The 18,326-nt window shown below is 49.8% G+C and carries 13 protein-coding genes; 8 read left to right on the plus strand and 5 right to left on the minus strand.

Annotated features, from left to right (window positions below; genetic code table 11):
• Nucleotides 1-368: 368 nt before the first annotated feature.
• Nucleotides 369-1,976: a GMC oxidoreductase gene (locus BTV99_RS12080; protein WP_075102617.1), complete on the minus strand. Its 1,608-nt coding sequence runs from the start codon at nt 1,974-1,976 to the stop codon at nt 369-371.
• Between the two features lie 315 nt (nt 1,977-2,291).
• Between BTV99_RS12080 and trpB the strand changes: the two genes are divergently transcribed.
• Nucleotides 2,292-3,566 (plus strand): tryptophan synthase subunit beta, encoded by a 1,275-nt coding sequence (trpB, locus tag BTV99_RS12085; protein WP_083608648.1) that lies wholly within the window; start codon nt 2,292-2,294, stop codon nt 3,564-3,566.
• Nucleotides 3,567-3,699: 133 nt separating this feature from the next.
• Nucleotides 3,700-4,602, plus strand: coding sequence for a DMT family transporter (locus BTV99_RS12090; RefSeq protein WP_075102618.1), 903 nt, complete (start codon nt 3,700-3,702; stop codon nt 4,600-4,602).
• A 138-nt stretch (nt 4,603-4,740) separates the two neighbouring features.
• Here the strand turns inward: BTV99_RS12090 and BTV99_RS12095 are convergent, their stop codons facing one another.
• Nucleotides 4,741-5,241: a hypothetical protein gene (locus BTV99_RS12095; protein WP_075102619.1), complete on the minus strand. Its 501-nt coding sequence runs from the start codon at nt 5,239-5,241 to the stop codon at nt 4,741-4,743.
• A gap of 222 nt (nt 5,242-5,463) precedes the next feature.
• On the opposite strand from BTV99_RS12095, the gene BTV99_RS12100 reads away from it, so the two are divergent.
• A complete protein-coding gene (locus BTV99_RS12100; protein ID WP_075102620.1) occupies nt 5,464-6,891 on the plus strand; it encodes an outer membrane protein transport protein in 1,428 nt (475 codons plus the stop codon).
• A 6-nt stretch (nt 6,892-6,897) separates the two neighbouring features.
• On the opposite strand, the gene BTV99_RS12105 is transcribed toward BTV99_RS12100, so the two are convergent.
• Complete coding sequence (locus tag BTV99_RS12105; RefSeq protein ID WP_075102621.1) at nt 6,898-8,085, minus strand: hypothetical protein; 1,188 nt, start codon at nt 8,083-8,085, stop codon at nt 6,898-6,900.
• Nucleotides 8,086-8,756: 671 nt separating this feature from the next.
• On the opposite strand from BTV99_RS12105, the gene BTV99_RS12110 reads away from it, so the two are divergent.
• Nucleotides 8,757-9,866 (plus strand): alkene reductase, encoded by a 1,110-nt coding sequence (locus BTV99_RS12110; RefSeq protein ID WP_075102622.1) that lies wholly within the window; start codon nt 8,757-8,759, stop codon nt 9,864-9,866.
• Nucleotides 9,867-10,102: 236 nt separating this feature from the next.
• On the opposite strand, the gene BTV99_RS12115 is transcribed toward BTV99_RS12110, so the two are convergent.
• Nucleotides 10,103-11,110, minus strand: a complete 1,008-nt coding sequence (locus BTV99_RS12115) for a pirin family protein (protein ID WP_075102623.1) — start codon at nt 11,108-11,110, stop codon at nt 10,103-10,105.
• A gap of 208 nt (nt 11,111-11,318) precedes the next feature.
• Complete coding sequence (locus BTV99_RS12120; protein ID WP_075102624.1) at nt 11,319-12,620, minus strand: NAD(P)/FAD-dependent oxidoreductase; 1,302 nt, start codon at nt 12,618-12,620, stop codon at nt 11,319-11,321.
• A 407-nt stretch (nt 12,621-13,027) separates the two neighbouring features.
• Between BTV99_RS12120 and acs the strand changes: the two genes are divergently transcribed.
• The 4 genes from acs (at nt 13,028) to pgsA (ending at nt 18,126) form a co-directional block, all read left to right on the plus strand.
• Entirely contained in the window at nt 13,028-14,989 is a 1,962-nt protein-coding gene (acs, locus tag BTV99_RS12125; protein WP_075102625.1) for an acetate--CoA ligase, read from the plus strand.
• A gap of 225 nt (nt 14,990-15,214) precedes the next feature.
• Nucleotides 15,215-16,426, plus strand: coding sequence for an NAD(P)/FAD-dependent oxidoreductase (locus BTV99_RS12130; protein WP_075102626.1), 1,212 nt, complete (start codon nt 15,215-15,217; stop codon nt 16,424-16,426).
• Nucleotides 16,427-16,499: 73 nt separating this feature from the next.
• Entirely contained in the window at nt 16,500-16,940 is a 441-nt protein-coding gene (locus BTV99_RS12135) for an MgtC/SapB family protein (protein ID WP_075102627.1), read from the plus strand.
• A gap of 505 nt (nt 16,941-17,445) precedes the next feature.
• Complete coding sequence (gene pgsA / locus BTV99_RS12140) at nt 17,446-18,126, plus strand: CDP-diacylglycerol--glycerol-3-phosphate 3-phosphatidyltransferase (RefSeq protein WP_075102629.1); 681 nt, start codon at nt 17,446-17,448, stop codon at nt 18,124-18,126.
• Nucleotides 18,127-18,326: the final 200 nt, after the last annotated feature.

Here is an 18,326-nt window from a genome sequence, read left to right on the forward strand (position 1 = left end):
TCATAAATATCGCAACCGTCGTCAGCGCTATGATCTTAGAATGAAGCTGTTTGCTGGTATCATTAATTCCGAGCTTAATCTATGACTTTTGCAAGAGGTCTATTATGGTTATATTCCGCAATAATAAATACTTAAAGACAATCAGTGAGAAAAGTCAACTGTAAGTAAGCGCTTGAAAAAAAGTGTTCGGTCTTAACAAGCTGTGCCTAAGTAGGTTAACGCATATGTAGCCCACCGTTTAAGACCAAACATGATTTTTGATATAGTCATAGCAGTTTTATCTTAATTCACAATAGGCATAAATATATTTATAAAGAAATGCTACCAAGAGGTTTTTCCACCTAAGAAAATTCTAAAACTCTAACACCCTACCCAAAATCTTCCCTTAAAACCCTCGCCATATTCCTCTCAGCAAGCCCAGTGATAAATACATACGGATTGACCCCAGCGCTACCGGGGATTAATGAGCTGTCTTGCACATAGATGTTGCTATGTCCTTTGACGCGGCCAATCTCATCAGTCGCCAAGCCGAGCACACAGCCGCCTAGCGGGTGATAGCAAAAGTCATCACCGAAGCCTTTGGTAAACAGCAAGCTTGAAGTCGAGCCGCCATTTACTTTGGCGAGTTTGTCGATCAGCTCTTTAGCAGCGTTCACCGAATACTCGTTTTGCTCGCGTTTCCAGTTGAGCTTGACGGTTTTGCTGGCTTTATCATAGTAATAATTGCCGCGTTCAGGGTTGTCCGTAATGGCAAGATACAGCGTCGTCCACGTCTCAAGTCCGAGTGGTAGGGGCGCAAGCTCAGCAAAGATTTTATACTTAGAGCCGTCTCTGTCGCCGTCCCACATATTGATGCCCTTGACCGGAATGGTCGATTGGGTAGTGCCCGCGGCATGGACGAAATTGCGCCCCGTCATGATGTTGCCATTAGGACCCCAATGCTGGCCAATGTGTTTGTTTAGGTTATTCAGCTTGCCTTCGGCTTGGCTTTTGAGCAGTAGCTCTGAGGTGCCGGTACTACCAGCGTTGAGGAATAGTTTGTCGCAAGTGTAATGCTCGATACTAGCGATGTTATCGATGCCGCCTGTGGTATTAAGGACGTGAACTTCTAATCTGAGTTGCTCATTATCGAGCGCTTGGATGCTATTGACTTTGCGTAGGGTTTTTACCGTGACATTGCCCGTGGCTTCGGCGTCTTTTAGGTAGGTTAAATCAAGTGAAAACTTGCCAGCGTTATTGCCATAAATGACTTCACCGCCGAGTGCTGAGGCATAGACTTCGCCACGCGCTTCCTTTTGCATGTAATCAAAGTCATAGCTGTTGCCAAAAAACTCGGTTTTCATTCCTGCCTTTTCTGCTTGGCGTTCAGCGGCGCGAGTGAATTCGTAATGCTCGGATTCATTAAAAAACGACTCAGGAATTTGGCTGACTTTCAGGTTTTTCATGGCACGGGGAAAATAAGTATCGTACATCTCGTCACTATCTATCCACGGAAAGACGGTTTCAAAATGCGCGCGCCTTGGCTGGATAGCAATTGCGCCATTGACGATAGAGCCGCCGCCGTAGGCGCGTCCTGCAAAAACTTTCATCTCGTCATACTCAATCCAATCTAACACGCCTGGATACTTCCTGATAGGAATGGGAATCGGAATCGGGGCGTTTGGCATATTGCTAAACCAGCTTGAGCGTTTATCGGCGCTAATCATTTTGCAAAAGGTATCGTGCTCAGGCGTTCTGTCCCAGCGCATGCCCATCTCAAGTATCAGCACTTTATGCCCTTGCTCGCTCAAGCGCAGTGCCGATACCGCGCCGCCGTAGCCACTACCAATGATGATGTTAGGAAAGTGACCCGCTTGGGTGACGGTCGCAGGCAGTTTTGACTGCTTGGCGAGAGTTTGGCAACCGCTGATGGCTGCAGAGGTGCTGACGGCTCCCAGCCCTAAGCCCATGGCTTTGATAAGTTGACGACGCTGCATAAGTTTCCTGATGGTCTGATTTATCTAATGAACGAGAGTCTAGCAATATTACCTTACTTTATTATTTCTTGGCGACAGTTTGTGCGATGTCTGCCGTCTCAGTGACGTATCGTGCATGAAAAACGGTGCATGACGCGAGGATGGGTCAGTCAAATATACGATGCGACTTGACCTAGATGACAAGTTGGCTTAGAATTTGTTTCAATGTACTAGAACAAAGATACAACTAAATTTGTTAACCAAGTTTGTTACAGTCAAATCTGTTTTTAATGAGCAAAATCACGGCGTCATATTTAATAGATATAAGGGTTTACGATGACAACAAAAAACACCGCCAGCAGCCATACCACACAAAACCATAATACAAAAAACGTAACAGACAGCTACGGTCTGCACCAATCAATCTTGCCGAGTAATGACGGGCTGTATGGCGAGTTCGGCGGCAAAATCGCTCATCCTCAGCTGGCTCAAGCCATGAGTGAGATCGAAGCTGGGTTTCGCAATATCATCAAAGACGATGACTTTATCACTGAGATGCAGCGCTTGCGTGAGACGTATGTGGGCAGACCAAGTCCGATATTTCATGCTAGGCGACTAAGCGCACACTGCGGCGGCGCGCAGATTTATTTTAAGCGTGAAGACCTCAACCATACGGGCGCGCACAAGATCAACCACTGCCTAGGTGAAGTCTTACTCGCCAAAAAACTGGGCAAAACCAAAGTCATCGCCGAGACGGGCGCAGGCCAGCATGGGGTAGCACTAGCCACGGCCGCGGCGCTGATGGGCGTGGAGTGCGAGATACACATGGGTGTGGTCGATATCAAAAAGGAACATCCAAACGTTAGCCGTATGCGAATCTTGGGTGCCAATATCGTGCCTGTGTCACATGGGGCGGGGACGCTAAAAGAAGCGGTCGACAGTGCTTTTGAGACGTATCTCAATGAGCTGGACACCAGTATGTTTGCCATTGGTTCGGCGCTCGGGCCTGCGCCATATCCAGAAATCGTCAGCTACTTTCAGTCAGTGATTGGCCGTGAGGCACGCGTACAGTTTTTGGACGCTACTGGAAAACTGCCTGACAAAGTAGTCGCTTGTGTCGGCGGCGGCTCCAATGCCATTGGTCTTTTTAGCGGGTTTTTGGGTGATAACAGCGTAGAAAAAATAGGGGTCGAGCCTGCTGGCGAGGGGTTGGAGACGGCCAATCATGCTGCCACCATGACACTTGGAGTCAAAGGCGAGATTCATGGGTTTAAATGCTACGTGCTACTCGATAAAGACGGCGAGCCTGCGCCTGTGCATTCGATCGCTTCTGGTCTGGACTATCCAGGTGTCGGCCCGCAGCACTCACTCTTGAAGGATAACAATCTGGCCACTTATGAGTCGGCGACAGATGCAGAGTGCCTAGATGCATTTATGGCGCTATCGCGGCTTGAAGGCATCATACCTGCTCTAGAGACGGCACACGCCATCGCCTATGCGATGCGTGCGGCCAAAGACATGTCGCCTGATGAGACGATTTTGGTCAATTTATCAGGCCGCGGTGACAAAGATATTGATTTTGTCTTAGACAAAGTGGATTTGTCAAAATAACAATCAGATGTCGATATTTAATCGCTACTTACGCTATGTTCAATACGTCCTAAGCTGTTATCATTGCCATGTTTTATCACATGGCATTTTTTATGACTGCTAAGGCAGTCTCAGCGCTAACTAGGACGAACCCATGAGCAAACGCGATCTCATTATTTTTATCACGCTGTCGTTTATGTGGTCGCTGTCGTTTGTTTTTTATCGCATTGGCGTGCCTGAGTTTGGCTCATTAGCGTTTGCCAGTCTGCGGGTGATATTTGCTGGACTGGTGATGCTGGTGTTTGTCATGGTCAATAAGAAAAACCGTGACGGTCTGCGCGATCATTGGCAGCTGCTGGCGCTGGTTGGTATTTTTTCTGCGGCTCTGCCGTTTGTGTTGTTTTCTTTTTCTGCTCAGTCGGTCAATGCAGGAGTGTTGGCAGTGCTCAATGCCTCTGTGCCAATGATGAGCGGCTTTATCGCCAGTACTTTTTTTAAAGACCGGCTGTCCAAAAGACAAGTGCTGGGTTTGGTAATCGGCGTAATCGGAGTCGCTATTTTGATGAGCGAAAGCTTGTTTGCTGGCGGTGTCTCAGAGGCCGGATTGGCTAACGGTTTGTTGCCAATGGGCTATGCGCTACTTGCTTGTGTCGGCTATGCAGTCGGAGCCAATATCACCCGTCATTATTTATATAATGTCTCACCCGTGGCCATCACTGCAGGCTCGCTGATCATCGCCAGTATTTTGATGCTGCCTGTGGCTTTTTATGCGTTCCCTTATGATCAGAGCATCAGCGCCAAGGCGTGGGTGTCGGTGGTTTGTATAGGTGTCTTTTCTACAGCGATTGCCCTCATCTTTATGAACCAATTGATCAAAAACATCGGACCGACGCGGGCAACGAGCATCACTTTGGTGATTCCTATTTTTGCCATTATCTTGGGCTATGTGCTGCTGGGCGAGGCGCTAGATACCCGCGCCATCATTGGCTCGGTGGTGATATTAATCGGCACTTATCTGTCGCTTGAGTTGTCGGTTAAAAAACTGCTGAAATCCTAAACTCGCGCAGGCCATCTCATCGCTGAAAGGTAAGGACTTGCAGTCAAATACTAGCAGCCAAATACCATGTCAAGCCCGCGGCGGTGTGGTTAATTTGCGCCTCCGACCATGATCAGCTGAATAGGGAAGGTAATGATGTCAAAGGCTTTGGCAAGAGGCATCAGCGCCTTTAGCCTTTTTTCTTCTGCCAACGTGGTGTCTGGCTGATAATGATAAAACGTCAGGGCGAGAGGGGCAGCCGCTTTCACCAACTCTTATCGCAAAGTGCGGCGTGTCTTTTGTTGGCATGGGTTTAAAGGAAAAATACGCCAGATTGACATGATTTAGTATAGCTGTCAGCTCAGGGTCTTGGTTTGTGCTTTGCACCAGATAGCTGTGCTTTTCTCCTGCAAGCACAATCGCATTATCCACTCCTCCAATAGGCGCGCTAGGCTTACCAACAGCGATGAGTCTATAGGTCAGTTGCTCGACCGCGACCCATTTTGCATCTTCTTGTCGCATTAGCTGATAGTCGAGCTTTTCTGTCGCAAGACAGCCGCTCAAGGCCAACATAAGCCCCACACTGCAAGCCGCTGGAAAGTATTTTTTTGCAAGGTGTTTGCGATGCTTTGTTTGGGGCGCTGCGGTTGGCGTTTGCATGTTTTTTCTCTATTTGATCGATGTTTTTGATACGTTAAATACGCGATATTGCTACTATTTAATACGAATAAAACACCGTCTATTATTGGATGACGGCGTTGCTTTTATATTGATAAATGTTAGCTTTCGCTATTTAATCGAGAGACACACAAGCTAGGGATAGGACGGTTGTCTCGCGTTTTGTCCTATCTTAGCGTTTTTTACTGACAAAAGGATATTGTCATGACATCACTGCTATCTGCACGATTAGCTCGCACGGTTGCGACTTCTCGTTTTTCTTATTTTAATCAAGCCTCACGATATCTGTTGGCGGCCAGTAGTGTCACCGCACTGAGTCTGAGTTTAAGTATCAGCGCGGCGCATGCCGCTGGCCTAGAGTATAGCAAGCAGTCTGTTGCGCCGTTTTTTGAGCCGGGCAACTACGCTGAGCTGTCCTACGCCTATATCGATCCAAAAATCGAAGGCACCGATATCGCCGGCAACAAAATCGACGACATGATGGATGATTTTGACTTGCCTGGAGCGGCGATAAAAATTGCACCGACCACCAACACCGCGTTGGCGCTGATTTACGAAAAGCCTTTTGGAGTCGATACCAAATATCCAGCAGGCAATATATTTAATAATGAAATGGGGCCGACAGAGGCGCGCATCGAGACGACAGGTATCACGTTATTGGGCGGCGGTAAGGTAACCAACAATATCTGGCTGTATGGCGGGCTTGAGCACCAGACACTAAAGGGTAAGGTCACAGGCGCGCAGCCTGTGGGCATGACCACGGCGGTGGCGGAAGTGCTGGATCTGGTCGGTGCCGCGTTTGGCGTGCCGACTCTGGCGGAGTATAACAATCTGGTCGATAAGCAAAACAACGGCACCATTAGCGCAGCGGAAGCAGCAGCGTTAGAGACGGTCAATGGACTTGCCACGCCAGTGGCAGAAGCGCCGACCTATTATACGCTGGACTTTGAAGACAAAAGTACCCTCGCACCAGTACTGGGCATGGCTTATGAGATGCCCGAGATTGCCCTACGAGCGGCATTGACCTATCGCGCGCCTGCCAAGTATCAGGTGGCAGGGGTGGAGAATTTGCAAGTGATTTTGCCGCCTGCTGCTGGCGGTGATGGGATCACGCCCAGCCCTGCTACCGATGAGGTTGTCTTACCATTATCTGGTAAGTCAGAGGTAAAAATGCCGCAATCGCTCAACTTTGATTTTCAAACCGGCCTGAGTGAAAAATACCAGCTACTTGGGATGCTCAATGCGCGCTGGGTGGACTGGAGCGATTTTAGCGTGACGCCGCCGGTGGCTACCGTGGCCACACAAGAGCCGCTCGCCGCCTACAAAAAAGATGGCTACGCGGTTGGGGTGGCACTGGGTAAGCAGTTTAACCCACAGCTCTCAGGAGAGATTCGCGCAGGTTATGACCATGGCACTGGCGCACCGCTTAGCTTATTGGGGCCTTATGACGCCATCACCACCTTGGGACTGGGCGCACAGTATAAGCTTAGTGAGCAGTTGAGCGTTTCTGCCGGTGGCCAGTACATGTGGTTTGAGGGTGGCCCTGTCGATACCAAGGTCGATGGCCGTGTGGCAAATATCGACGACGGCACTGGCTACGCGCTAGGCATGAAGCTTGGCTATCACTTCTAGTGCTTTTTATGCAGCGGCTTGCGCGTCTATGCACACAATACCTGTCAAGCAGTCCTTGCTATCTACTGACTGCGGTAGCGCGAGGTGTAGAGCTCGGCTTAATTGATAGCGGGCGATGTTGTCTTTATTGGTGTCATCGCCGCCACGTTCACTGCTAGCAGGTATCGGATAGCTCTGCTGGCGCTCGCTCGCCGTCTGCTGCATAAATGCCAAAAAAGTCTGTGCGTCTTTTGCCAGCTGACTATTTGGACGGCTGGCCAGCTGCTGGAGCAGCCTATCATTTGTAGGCTGAGTCAGTGTTCGTATGTCATCATCTGTCCACCGCGTACGCTCTGAGCCAAAAAACAGTAGATATCGATATAGCGTAAACAACCGTTTGGCATCATCATAAAAATAGCTGTCAGGATAGCGCGTCATAAACTCCTCCCAAAACACCGCGCGCTCAACCACAGTATCAAAAGGTATGGTAATCGCGGCATCAAACCACAGCTTATGCTGGTTGTCCTGCGCCATACGCTGGATAAAATCACGCTGATCGTCTGGCAGATAAGGGGTAAATATCTCTGCCATGGTGGTCAGATTATGATGAAACTCAAAATTGCCTGCGCCGATATAGCGTACCTCGATATCAGAGCGGCCCATGACCAGACCAATGAGGTAGCGAACCCGTGGCGGTACTTGTTTTAGTTGTGCCACGGTGATTTTTTCGCCGAGCTCGACGGCATTCATCACTGTAAAAAACGCGGCGCTGTCGGCCGGACGATTAAACTGCAAAAAACGCTGATACATCGCTTGATACTCGATCAGCAGTTGCAGCACTTCGGTATTATTGGCGCTTGGTAAGCACGTTTGTATCTGGCGCTGCACCGTGTAGATGCTTTCTGCCTGACTTTTATGATCGATGGCGTTTATGGTGCCGTGTAGTTTGGTACAGATTAGCTGCTGTTTTAGAGTTTCTTCAGATAGCTCCACCAGTGCTTTGGTCAGCGCTTTTGGTGTTTTGGCTTCTGTCAGCTTGGGCGTGTCAGTAGTGGTCGGCACAGGGGCGCTTAGTGATTCGGTGGTTGGCGCATCCGCAGCGGTATCCTCCAATGGGGTGCTATCTGCTGCCGGTGGCTGACAAGCGCTGATGCCCACGCACAATAATCCAAGCGCCATACTGTATGCCAATTTGCTTTTTTGTCTAAACTGCATCCCCTTTATACTCCATCGCATGACATATCTATAGTCGATTCTAAGTAAAACAGATACATTATATGTCAACGTGGAACTGGTATAAATTTTCCTTGCGTGCTGTGCCTGCGCTGCTCGATGCTGCATAAAACTCATCCCAGTCCCACTGTATCGTTTTTATACTGAACTCACTATAGTGTACTTATCAGTTTTGCTAATCCGTTTATTTACTGGTTTGTTCACCCATGGCTTTATTGGTATCGGCGACAGGCATTTTACCCTTCGTTTGATTGCTAATATAGGGCGCAGAGCAGTATAGTACGCGTCATTGTGACATATTTATCCGAGGTTTTATCGTCATATCATTGAGCATGATTGGCTGCGTTGATTTGCTGCATCGGTGTGAGGGTAAGGGGTAAGATAGATGAAGACCAGAGGTGTTTTTGTTTGTAACGCTTGCTTGAATAAATCCATCCGCTCCCTATAAAGATAACGGTCGTTCAATATGACTTTTTATGTCTTTATTCGGTCGCAGCGCATATCGATACGCAGCGCACCGATACCATAATAAGTCTGCATGACAAAGCATTGAGCGATTTGATAGCGATGTATCTGACTTATTTAGCGTCGACTATAATCAGCAGCATAATAACGAACATTCACCAATAACGACAAACACCATAGGGCACAATATGGCACACGATAATTTATTTGAACCCGTAAGAATGGGCACCCAAACCCTAAAAAACCGTATCATGATGGCACCTCTGACCCGTCTGCGCGCAGTCGAGCCAGGCGATGTGCCGACCGCATTGGCAGGCGAGTATTATTCGCAGCGCGCAGGAGCAGGGCTGGTCATCACCGAAGCGACGCAGGTATCTTTTCAGGCCAAAGGCTATGCTGGCGCGCCTGGTATTCATACGCCAGATCAAGTCACCGCATGGAAAGCTGTGGTCGATAATGTCCATGCCAAAGGCGGCAAAATCGTCGTGCAGCTGTGGCACACAGGACTGGTCGCGCACAAAAGCGTGCAGCCAAATGGGCAAGCGCCGATCTCCGCCTCCGATGTCAAGGTCGGCGCTCGAACCTCACTACGTGATAGCAACGAGCAAGCGATCCGTGTGGAGACCACGCCACCGCGTCCAGCCACACTAGATGAGATAGAGCAAGTGATCAAAGACTTTGCGCAAGCGACAAAAAATGCCAAAGAAGCGGGGTTTGATGGGGTAGAGATTCATGGCGCTCATGGTTATCTGCTGCATCAGTTTTGGGTTGAGCAAACCAATAAGCGCGAAGATGCGTATGGTGGTAGTCGCGAAAACCGCGCGCGTTTGACGCTCGATGTCATCGATGCTTGTGTCGATGCATGGGACGCCGATCATGTCGGTATTCGTGTGTCACCGCAAGGCTCGTTTAATGGCGTAGATGCTGGCTACGATGAAGACGATAACATTTGGCTGATCGAGCAGATCAATGCGCGCGGCCTGATGTACCTACATATCTCAGAGCCTGATTGGGCGGGTGGCACGCCTTATACCGAAGGCTTCCGTCAGCGTATCCGCAAAGCGTTCGACAACATGATTATCGCAGCTGGCGGCTATACTGCCGAAAAAGCATCGCAAAATATTCAGGCTGGCTACATCGATGCGGTAGCATTTGGTCGTGACTATATTGCCAACCCCGACTTGGCCGAGCGTATCCGCCAAGCAGCGCCGCTCAACGAGCAGCATCCGCAGACTTTTTATGGTGGCGGCAGTGAAGGCTATACTGACTATGCGTTTTTGGCTAAAAAACAAGCCTAATGTAGCGATGATTAACTTTAAATCTTAAGCGTTAAAAAGCCGCTTTACATATTTGTAAAGCGGCTTTTTTATGAGAAATTCGATGTTAGGGCTTCGGTGTTTGTTAATCTTGACAGACCCTTTAGTTAGAGCGTGTCCTCATTTTTAGCCCATTTAGATGGCTATTGATTGAATTGAGATACGCCTTAGTATCGACGATATAGCGGTTATTAATATAGCGGCGATTGATACAGGGGTCATTGCCCAAAACGACCTGCTTGATAATCACGCAAGGTTTGATGCAGCTCCTCTTTGGTATTCATGACAAAGGGTCCGTGGGCTGCTACAGGCTCGCCGATAGGTTCACCGCTAAGTAACAGCAGTTTGGCAGAAGTTTCGACAGGCGTTTTTTTGACAGGCGCTTTGACAGGAGTAGCGGCCAGCTCGTCAGTGTGAGCGGCGAGAAGGCACAGCTCAATACGGTCATGAGTTGCCACTTGCTCCGCCGCCATCTCAGCGCAGTGCTGGGTTGGCGCGGCAAACTGTATCAAATGACCCGCACTGATGGCGGTGCCATTCACCAGCACCTCGCCTTCTTGTACCAGCAGGAGCACATTGTGGGTATCAGGGAGCTGTAGCGTCGTTGTGCCTGCATGATGTAGCGCGATGTCCCAGAGGTTGATGGGCGTAAAGGTACTGGCCGCCCCTTTGATACCTTGCCAATTACCAGCGATAATCGCCGCTGTGCCAATCACTGTTTGATGATTACTATCTGCTGTCAGCGTCACCATCGGCATGTCGGCGCGCTTGATGCTCTGATATTTTGGCGCTGTTAGTTTATGAGCGCTCGGCAGATTGACCCACAGCTGTACCATGCTAAAGAGCCCACCGCGCGCACCAAACGCCTCAGAGTGAAACTCCTCATGCGTGATTCCGCGCCCTGTGGTCATCCACTGGGCATCACCTGCCAAAATATCGCCGCGACCGCCGGTCGAGTCAGCGTGGCTGATCTCACCTGCATACGCGACAGTCACTGCCTCAAAGCCTTTGTGCGGATGTTGTCCGATGCCGTGCGGCTTGGTCTGATAATGAGGGTTTGGGGCAAAGGTGGTCGGTTGGCCATAGTCAAATAACAAAAACGGGTCAGTATGGCGATAGTTAATGTCGGAGTCATTATCCAAATGGTTGATTAAGGTTTTTACATAAAAACCATCACCTATCCAGTGCGGCGCTTTGTCACCATGAATATGTTTGATCGGACGCATGTATCACCTCATAAAAATAGTATATGGCTTATGCAGCATAACGGGAGCCAAGCGTCAGATGCCTAAATGTAGTATTATCTTACTGTATATTCAAAATAACACATATTATGCTTGTTTGAGTCATTATCTCACTGACGCAAGATTGGTTGGGTTGGGTTTTTTGCACAGAGCAAGAGCAGTGGAGGCATGATAATGCGGCTTATACCACTTATACTACCTCGCCGCATACATGGCCACTGGCCCACGCCCACTGAAAATTATAGCCGCCCAGCCAGCCGGTGACGTCTAGCACCTCACCGATAAAATATAAGCCCTCTTGCAAGTTGCTTTGCATGGTCTTTGATGATACCTCGTCGGTGGTCACCCCGCCGCGCGTGACCTCGGCGGTGCGGTAACCCTCGGTGCCAGAGGGTTTGAGCTGCCAGCCGTTGAGCGCCGCGCCCAGCTCCAGTAGCCGCTCGTCCTTGATATTGGCAAGCTCGGTTTCTTTGATATCATCCCACAGATGCGCTTGTAGGGCGGAGAGCAGTTTTTTGGGTAGCGGGCTGGTGGTATGGTCAGCCAAAACGGTACGAACCAGCTGGCGCGGATGGGATTTTTTATGAGCAAGCAGGAGTGCAGTCATATCAGTATCTGGCAGCAGGTTGATACGGATGGTTTCTCCAGTATGCCAATAGTTTGAAAGCTGAAGCATGGCAGGGCCTGAGAGCCCGCGATGGGTAAATAGTAGCGGCAGTCTAAAGGAGATGCGCTCATTGCTGGCAATCACCGGTAAGCTGATGCCTGCCAGTGAGCGGATAAGCTCGCCAGTCTGGTCGGTAAAGGTAAAAGGCACGAGGCTGGCATCGGTTGCCACCAGAGTATGACCAAACTGCTGCGCCAGCTCATAGCCAAGACCACTGGCACCCATCGTCGGAATCGACAAGCCGCCCGTTGCCACCACCAGCGACTCACAGCGGTAAGTGGTTTGTGGCAACGTGGGCGAGCTTGTGGCCTCTTTTCTTGCTTGCTTTTCTTTTTTACTCAGCGATCTGCTGGTGCTCAACTCAAAGCGTGCACTGTTGGCACTATCGATCGGTTTTACGCCATCAATCTGTGTACTAAGCTTGATATGCACACCGGCTGCCGCGCACTCATCTAACAGCATGGTCACGATGTCTTGGGCTGAGTCGTCACAAAACAACTGACCGTGCTCGCGCTCATGATAGGGAATATGGTGCGCCGCTACCATACCGATAAACTCCCAATTGGAATAACGGCTCAAGGCCGACTTACAAAAGTGCGGATTGTCGCCGATAAAATGGCTCGGCTCGACGACATAGTTGGTAAAATTGCAGCGTCCGCCTCCTGACATGAGGATTTTCTTGCCTGCTTTATTGGCATGGTCGAGCACCAGCACGCGGCGACCACGGCGGCCGGCGGTAAGTGCACAGTATAGACCGGACGCGCCCGCACCGATGATGATGACGTCGTAATGGGTAGCGTGGGAAGCGGGACGATGGTGACTCATGGGGATCTCATAAATAAAAAGGGGTGGGGGATGCGCGTGACGTCTAGATTAGCCCATATAAAGGGAAGCTAAACAGGTTAAGTGCTTAACAACAGTCAAAAACCCTCATCGGCAAAAAAAAGCCAATATAGGCGCGTGTCATCGCCGCTGGCGTGTAGCTATTGTCCATATTTCATACCAGGTTACAAGGATTAAATGTAATGGTGCAGTCGCGCGCCTGCAATAAGCAAGTATACGGCTGTACAGTGAAATTGTTATGAATGGGCGTTGATGCCTTGCAACCGTCCCGCTTATTTGTCAAACTAACACAGAGTGTCACACATTATGGAAGATGACCCTTATTGCTTGTACAGGCAGTCGCGCGCGGCGGTTTGTGCGAGTCATAATAATGAAAAAGGATGAATACTATGACGCAAAAATCATTTCCTGTTGCAGACGACTTTCTTGCCGCCGCCAATACCAGTGCGGAGCAATACCAAACAGACTACCAGCAATCTATCGAATCTCCTGAGAGTAATGATGCCTTTTGGGCACAGCGTGCCGAGCTGGTCGATTGGATAAAAAAACCCACCAAAATCAGCGACGTCAGCTATGATTTGGACGATTTTCGTATCAAATGGTTTGAAGACGGTCAGCTCAATATCTCTGTCAACTGTCTCGATCGTCATCTAAAGACCCATCCTTACAAGCCTGCCATCATTTGGGAAGGCGATCATCCGTCACAGCATAAAATCATCTCATTTAAAGAGCTGCACGAAGAAGTATGCCGGTTGGGCAATGCACTGCGCAAGCTGGGTGTCGAAAAAGGCGATCGAGTGACCCTATATATGCCGATGATACCAGAGGCGATGATCGGTATGCTGGCCTGTACCCGCATCGGTGCAGTACACTCTGTGGTATTTGGCGGTTTTTCTGCCGAGAGCTTGGGCAATCGCTTGGTCGATAGTCGCTCCAAAGTCATCATTACCGCAGACGAAGGCGTGCGTGGCAATAAACACACCCCGCTAAAAGCCAACGTCGATCGGGCGTTGGACATGGATGGCACCGACACGGTCACCAACGTCGTCGTCGTGCACCGTACTGGTAACTCAGTACCGATGAGTGGACGCCGTGATATTTGGTACCATACCTTAATCGATGGCGAGTCTGAGCATTGCGAGCCTGAAGTGATGAATGCCGAAGACCCGTTGTTTTTATTATACACCTCAGGCTCCACGGGTAAGCCCAAAGGCGTGCTGCACACCACAGGCGGCTATCTGACGTATGCCATCTCAACTTTTCGTGACGTGTTTGATGTCAAAGACGATGACGTCTATTGGTGTACGGCGGATGTCGGCTGGGTGACGGGGCATACTTATACCACTTATGCACCCCTTGCCAATGGTACGACGACCGTGATGTTTGAGGGGGTGCCTGAGTATCCAACGTGGGCGCGCATTGGTCATATCATTGATAAGCATGACGTGACGATTTTGTACACGGCGCCGACAGCGATTCGAGCGATGATGAAAGAGGGCGATGCCTTTGTCCGTGAGTCGGATCGCTCCAGCCTACGCCTGCTGGGTACGGTCGGTGAGCCAATCAACCCAGAGGCTTGGGACTGGTATTATCATATCGTTGGTAGTGGCAAATGCCCCATCGTCGATACATGGTGGCAGACTGAGACAGGCGGTATTCTCATGGCTCCCATACCAGGTACGGTCGCGCCCAAACCAGGGGCGGCGATGAACCCGCTATACGGTATCAAGCCAGAGATTGTCAATAGTGATGGCGAGGTTTTAGAAGGCGCTGCCGAAGGCAATCTGGCAATTAAGAGCAGCTGGCCGGGGCAGATGCGTACGATTTATAACGACCATGAGCGCTTTTTAAAGACATACTTTAGTGAGTACCCAGGTTATTACTTTACAGGGGACGGCGCGCAGCGCGACGAAGATGGACACTACTGGATCACCGGCCGTGTCGATGATGTGCTCAATGTCTCAGGCCATCGCTTAGGCACAGCGGAGATCGAAAGCGCAGTGGTGGCGCATCCGGCGACCGCTGAGGCGGCCATCGTCGGTATGCCGCATGAGGTACGCGGCATGGGGGTTTGTGCCTTTATTATCCTAAAATCTGGCGAGGCGGCCACAGAGTCGCTAAAAGCTGAGCTAAATCGCCATGTGCGTACAGAGATCGGCCCGATTGCCAATCTTGATGCCATCTATATCGTCGATGCACTGCCCAAAACCCGCTCAGGCAAGATCATGCGCCGTATCTTGCGTAATTTGGCTGCAGGGCAGTATGTGGGGTTGGGCGACTTATCCACGCTTGCCGACAGTTCAGTGATCAATCAGCTGGTTGAGGTGGTCAAGGCGGAACGCGGTGAGTAAGCGGGTAAATAAATAGTAATAATAGTATCAACAATAAAAAAAGCCATGTTATCGACGGTAGCATGGCTTTTTTACGTAGATGATATTGATATCAGCAGGTTTTAAGGGTTCAATAGCTTTTATGAGCCTCGCTGTTTGTATATGGCCTGTCTTCACATGACTGCCTGCACATGCTGGCTTACACACATTATTTTTGATCAAAATACCACAAGGCCGACTGTCGTTATGTCTGAGCACGCACTCCACTCTTGTCATCCTGCCGATACCACTGCACCGACCATCGCCATCATCGGTGGCGGGTTGACGGGACTGTTTACCGCCACTTTGTTGGAGCGTGCGTTTGGTCATACGCCTGCCGCCCAGCCGATGCCGCAGCTGACGATTTTTGAAAAATCACGCAGCGTGGGGCGATTGGCCACCCGATATCGCCGCGACAGCCAAACGCATAAAAACTGGCAATGGGCGTTTGGGGCGCAGTTTTTTACTGCAAAGACCGCCAGCTTTCAGCAGTTTATAGCGCCATGGCTCGACGTGGGTATGGTACAGCCGTGGTGTGCCAAGGTGATCGAGATGACCGCTGCCCATACGGCGGGCCAGCAGCCCTCTACCATAAAAAAAGAGCGCTGGAATACCGAGCAAGCCCGCTATATCAGTACCCCAAAGATGACCAGTTGGGGGCGCGCGCTGGCAGGCGAGCTACAGCACACCACCATGCGCTTTCAAACCCGTGTGGCACCACTGGCGCAGTACACTGAGCCAGTAGCTGATGAAAATAAGCAACAAACTAAGCAAAAGACTGAGCTGTTTGATGAAGCAGGCCATAGTCTTGGGCTATTTGACTGGGTGATCTGTACCGCGCCAAACGTGCAAGCGGGCGAGCTGATGGCTGGCAGTGGCTTTGACAAACAAGAGAGCATCAGCACTATCAAGATGCAAGCTTGCTACACGCTGATGCTCGGCTGGGATGAAGGGCAGGCGCTTCCTGCGGCGCTGACGGATGCAGACAGTGGCAGATGGGACGTCGCTTATGTCAATGATTCGATCATCGATAGGATATTTATAGAGCAGCGAAAACCTGCCCATGAAACGCTGCTACCGAGTATCACCATCCATGCCCGCAACGACTGGTCCGAGCAGCAGGTCGATGAAGAGATAGGGCCTGTACAAGCTGCGCTATTGACAGCAGCGCAGCATGCTTTGGGCTGGGATGATGCCTGTGCCCCCACACAGATCGACTGTCATCGCTGGCGCTATGCCGCGACGCGCTCCGATGCGCAAACCCCCGCCCAAGGCATACTCACTGATGCGTCTCGTCAATGGATCGTCAGTGGCGACTGGTGCGGGCAAGGCAATATCGAGAGCTGCTATCACATGGCGCAGCAGACAGTTGATGTGATCTGCGCCGCGCTTGCAGGGTGGTGCGTTGCTACCCCTTGATAATGACAGAGGGCGTTTATAATAATCGGCGCTGGGCGGGAGGCCCGTTGGTAATATCCAAGGAGGAGATGCTATGTTTGGATTCGATATAGACTTAGACCTCATGCAGTACCACTTTTTTCAATTGGGTATTGCCTTTATTTTATCATTGCCCATCGCGCTCAACCGCGAGATGAAAGACAACGGCGCGGGGCTGAGGACGTTTCCGCTAGTGACGATAGCCTCTTGTGCATTTATGCTGGTGGGTATGGATATCTATGAATCAGCAGGTGAGGCGAGGATTATGTATGCCATCATCACGGGTATGGGCTTTATCGGCGGCGGGGCGATATTTAAAAACGAGATGGGTTCAAAAGGCACTGCTACGGCGGCCAGCTTATGGAACACGGGCGCAATCGGTATTTCGGTGGCCTATGGTCGCTACGAGATTGCCATTATTCTGTCAGCGGTTGGTTTTTTGATTTTGCAGTTTTCTGAGCCCTTTAAGAGCAAAAAAGAAAAAGACACTCCATAATCTGCTGTAGAAAACCTACCAGCCAAAAAAAAGCCCACAGAGGAGGTGCTGTGGGCTGAGGAAAACTGGACAGGTAGCAAAATCGTGCTACAAGGCAGTGGTGGTGTCTTGTTGTTGTTATGCGGTTATTACGTGTTTTCATCGGCACTGCATGGCACTAAACACATCAGTAGTATGCTTAGAGGTACTGTACATGGCCGTTTTGGTTCTTATCTACAAAGAGCTCTAAAAAGATATCTTCAGTACTGGCTATACTTACTAAGATTAGGGCAATTATAATCCGTTCAATAGGCAGATATATTTACTTACATATTTAAGTGTACAAGTGTTTTCGTTTGCATGGCTATCATAACGCAACTGATGGTGATTTGGCTACGATTCGGCGATTTTGGTTACATGACATTACGTTTTATCTTTGGGGGCAGTATAAGAGATGGCATGACGGCTTGCCCGAAAAGTGCTAAGCTATCTGCCATTATTATGTCTATATAAAACTGGGTTTGCCATGACTGAGAGTACGCATTTGCATACGCAGGAACCACCAAGTAAGCAAAATACCAAAAGTATTTTTAACTTGCCAAACAATCTGACCATTGCTCGTATCTTAATGATTCCGCTGTTTGTAGCCATTGCTTACTGGCCGCCAGCGATGGGAATTGGCATGCCTGCCATCTCAGATAATGTCATCGCGCGGGTAGGGATGAGTGAGTTTAGCGATAGCTTATTGCGCCATTTATTATTGACGGGTGTGTTTATCTTAGCGGCGATTACCGATTGGCTCGATGGCTATTTTGCTCGTAAGCTCAATGTCACCTCAGCCTTTGGCCGCTTTTTGGACCCTGTCGCTGACAAGCTGATGGTGGCGGCAGCTTTGATTATCCTCGTGCAGTGGCACCCAAATATCATCATGGCCATCGCAGCGATTGTGATTATCTCGCGTGAAATCGCGGTATCGGCGCTACGTGAGTGGATGGCTGAGCTGGGCAAAAGCACCAGTGTGGCGGTCTCTTATGTCGGTAAGCTCAAGACCACCTTTCAGATGGTGGCGATTACCGTATTGCTGCTAAACTGGGAGTCGCTTGAAACCATTGGCTACGCGCTTATGGTGGCCGCCGTGGTTTTGACGCTATGGTCGATGATGATTTATCTAAAAGCGGCGTGGCCGTACCTCAAACAAAACGGCTGATATTTAACTGTGTCTATATATTTAACTGTGTCTATAAAGTCATCTACAGGTCAAAGACCCTAGTTTTTAATACTCGATATCAGCACATAATCCTCAAGACATCATACTTAACACCTAATACCATGTCTCGTCCTAAAATAGATTGATAGTTTTTTTGCTAAGTCAGATACCTTATGTATCTGGCTTTTTTACATTAAGCA

The organism is Psychrobacter sp. Rd 27.2 (genome assembly GCF_001921755.1).
Taxonomy (GTDB): Bacteria; Pseudomonadota; Gammaproteobacteria; order Pseudomonadales; family Moraxellaceae; genus Psychrobacter; species Psychrobacter celer.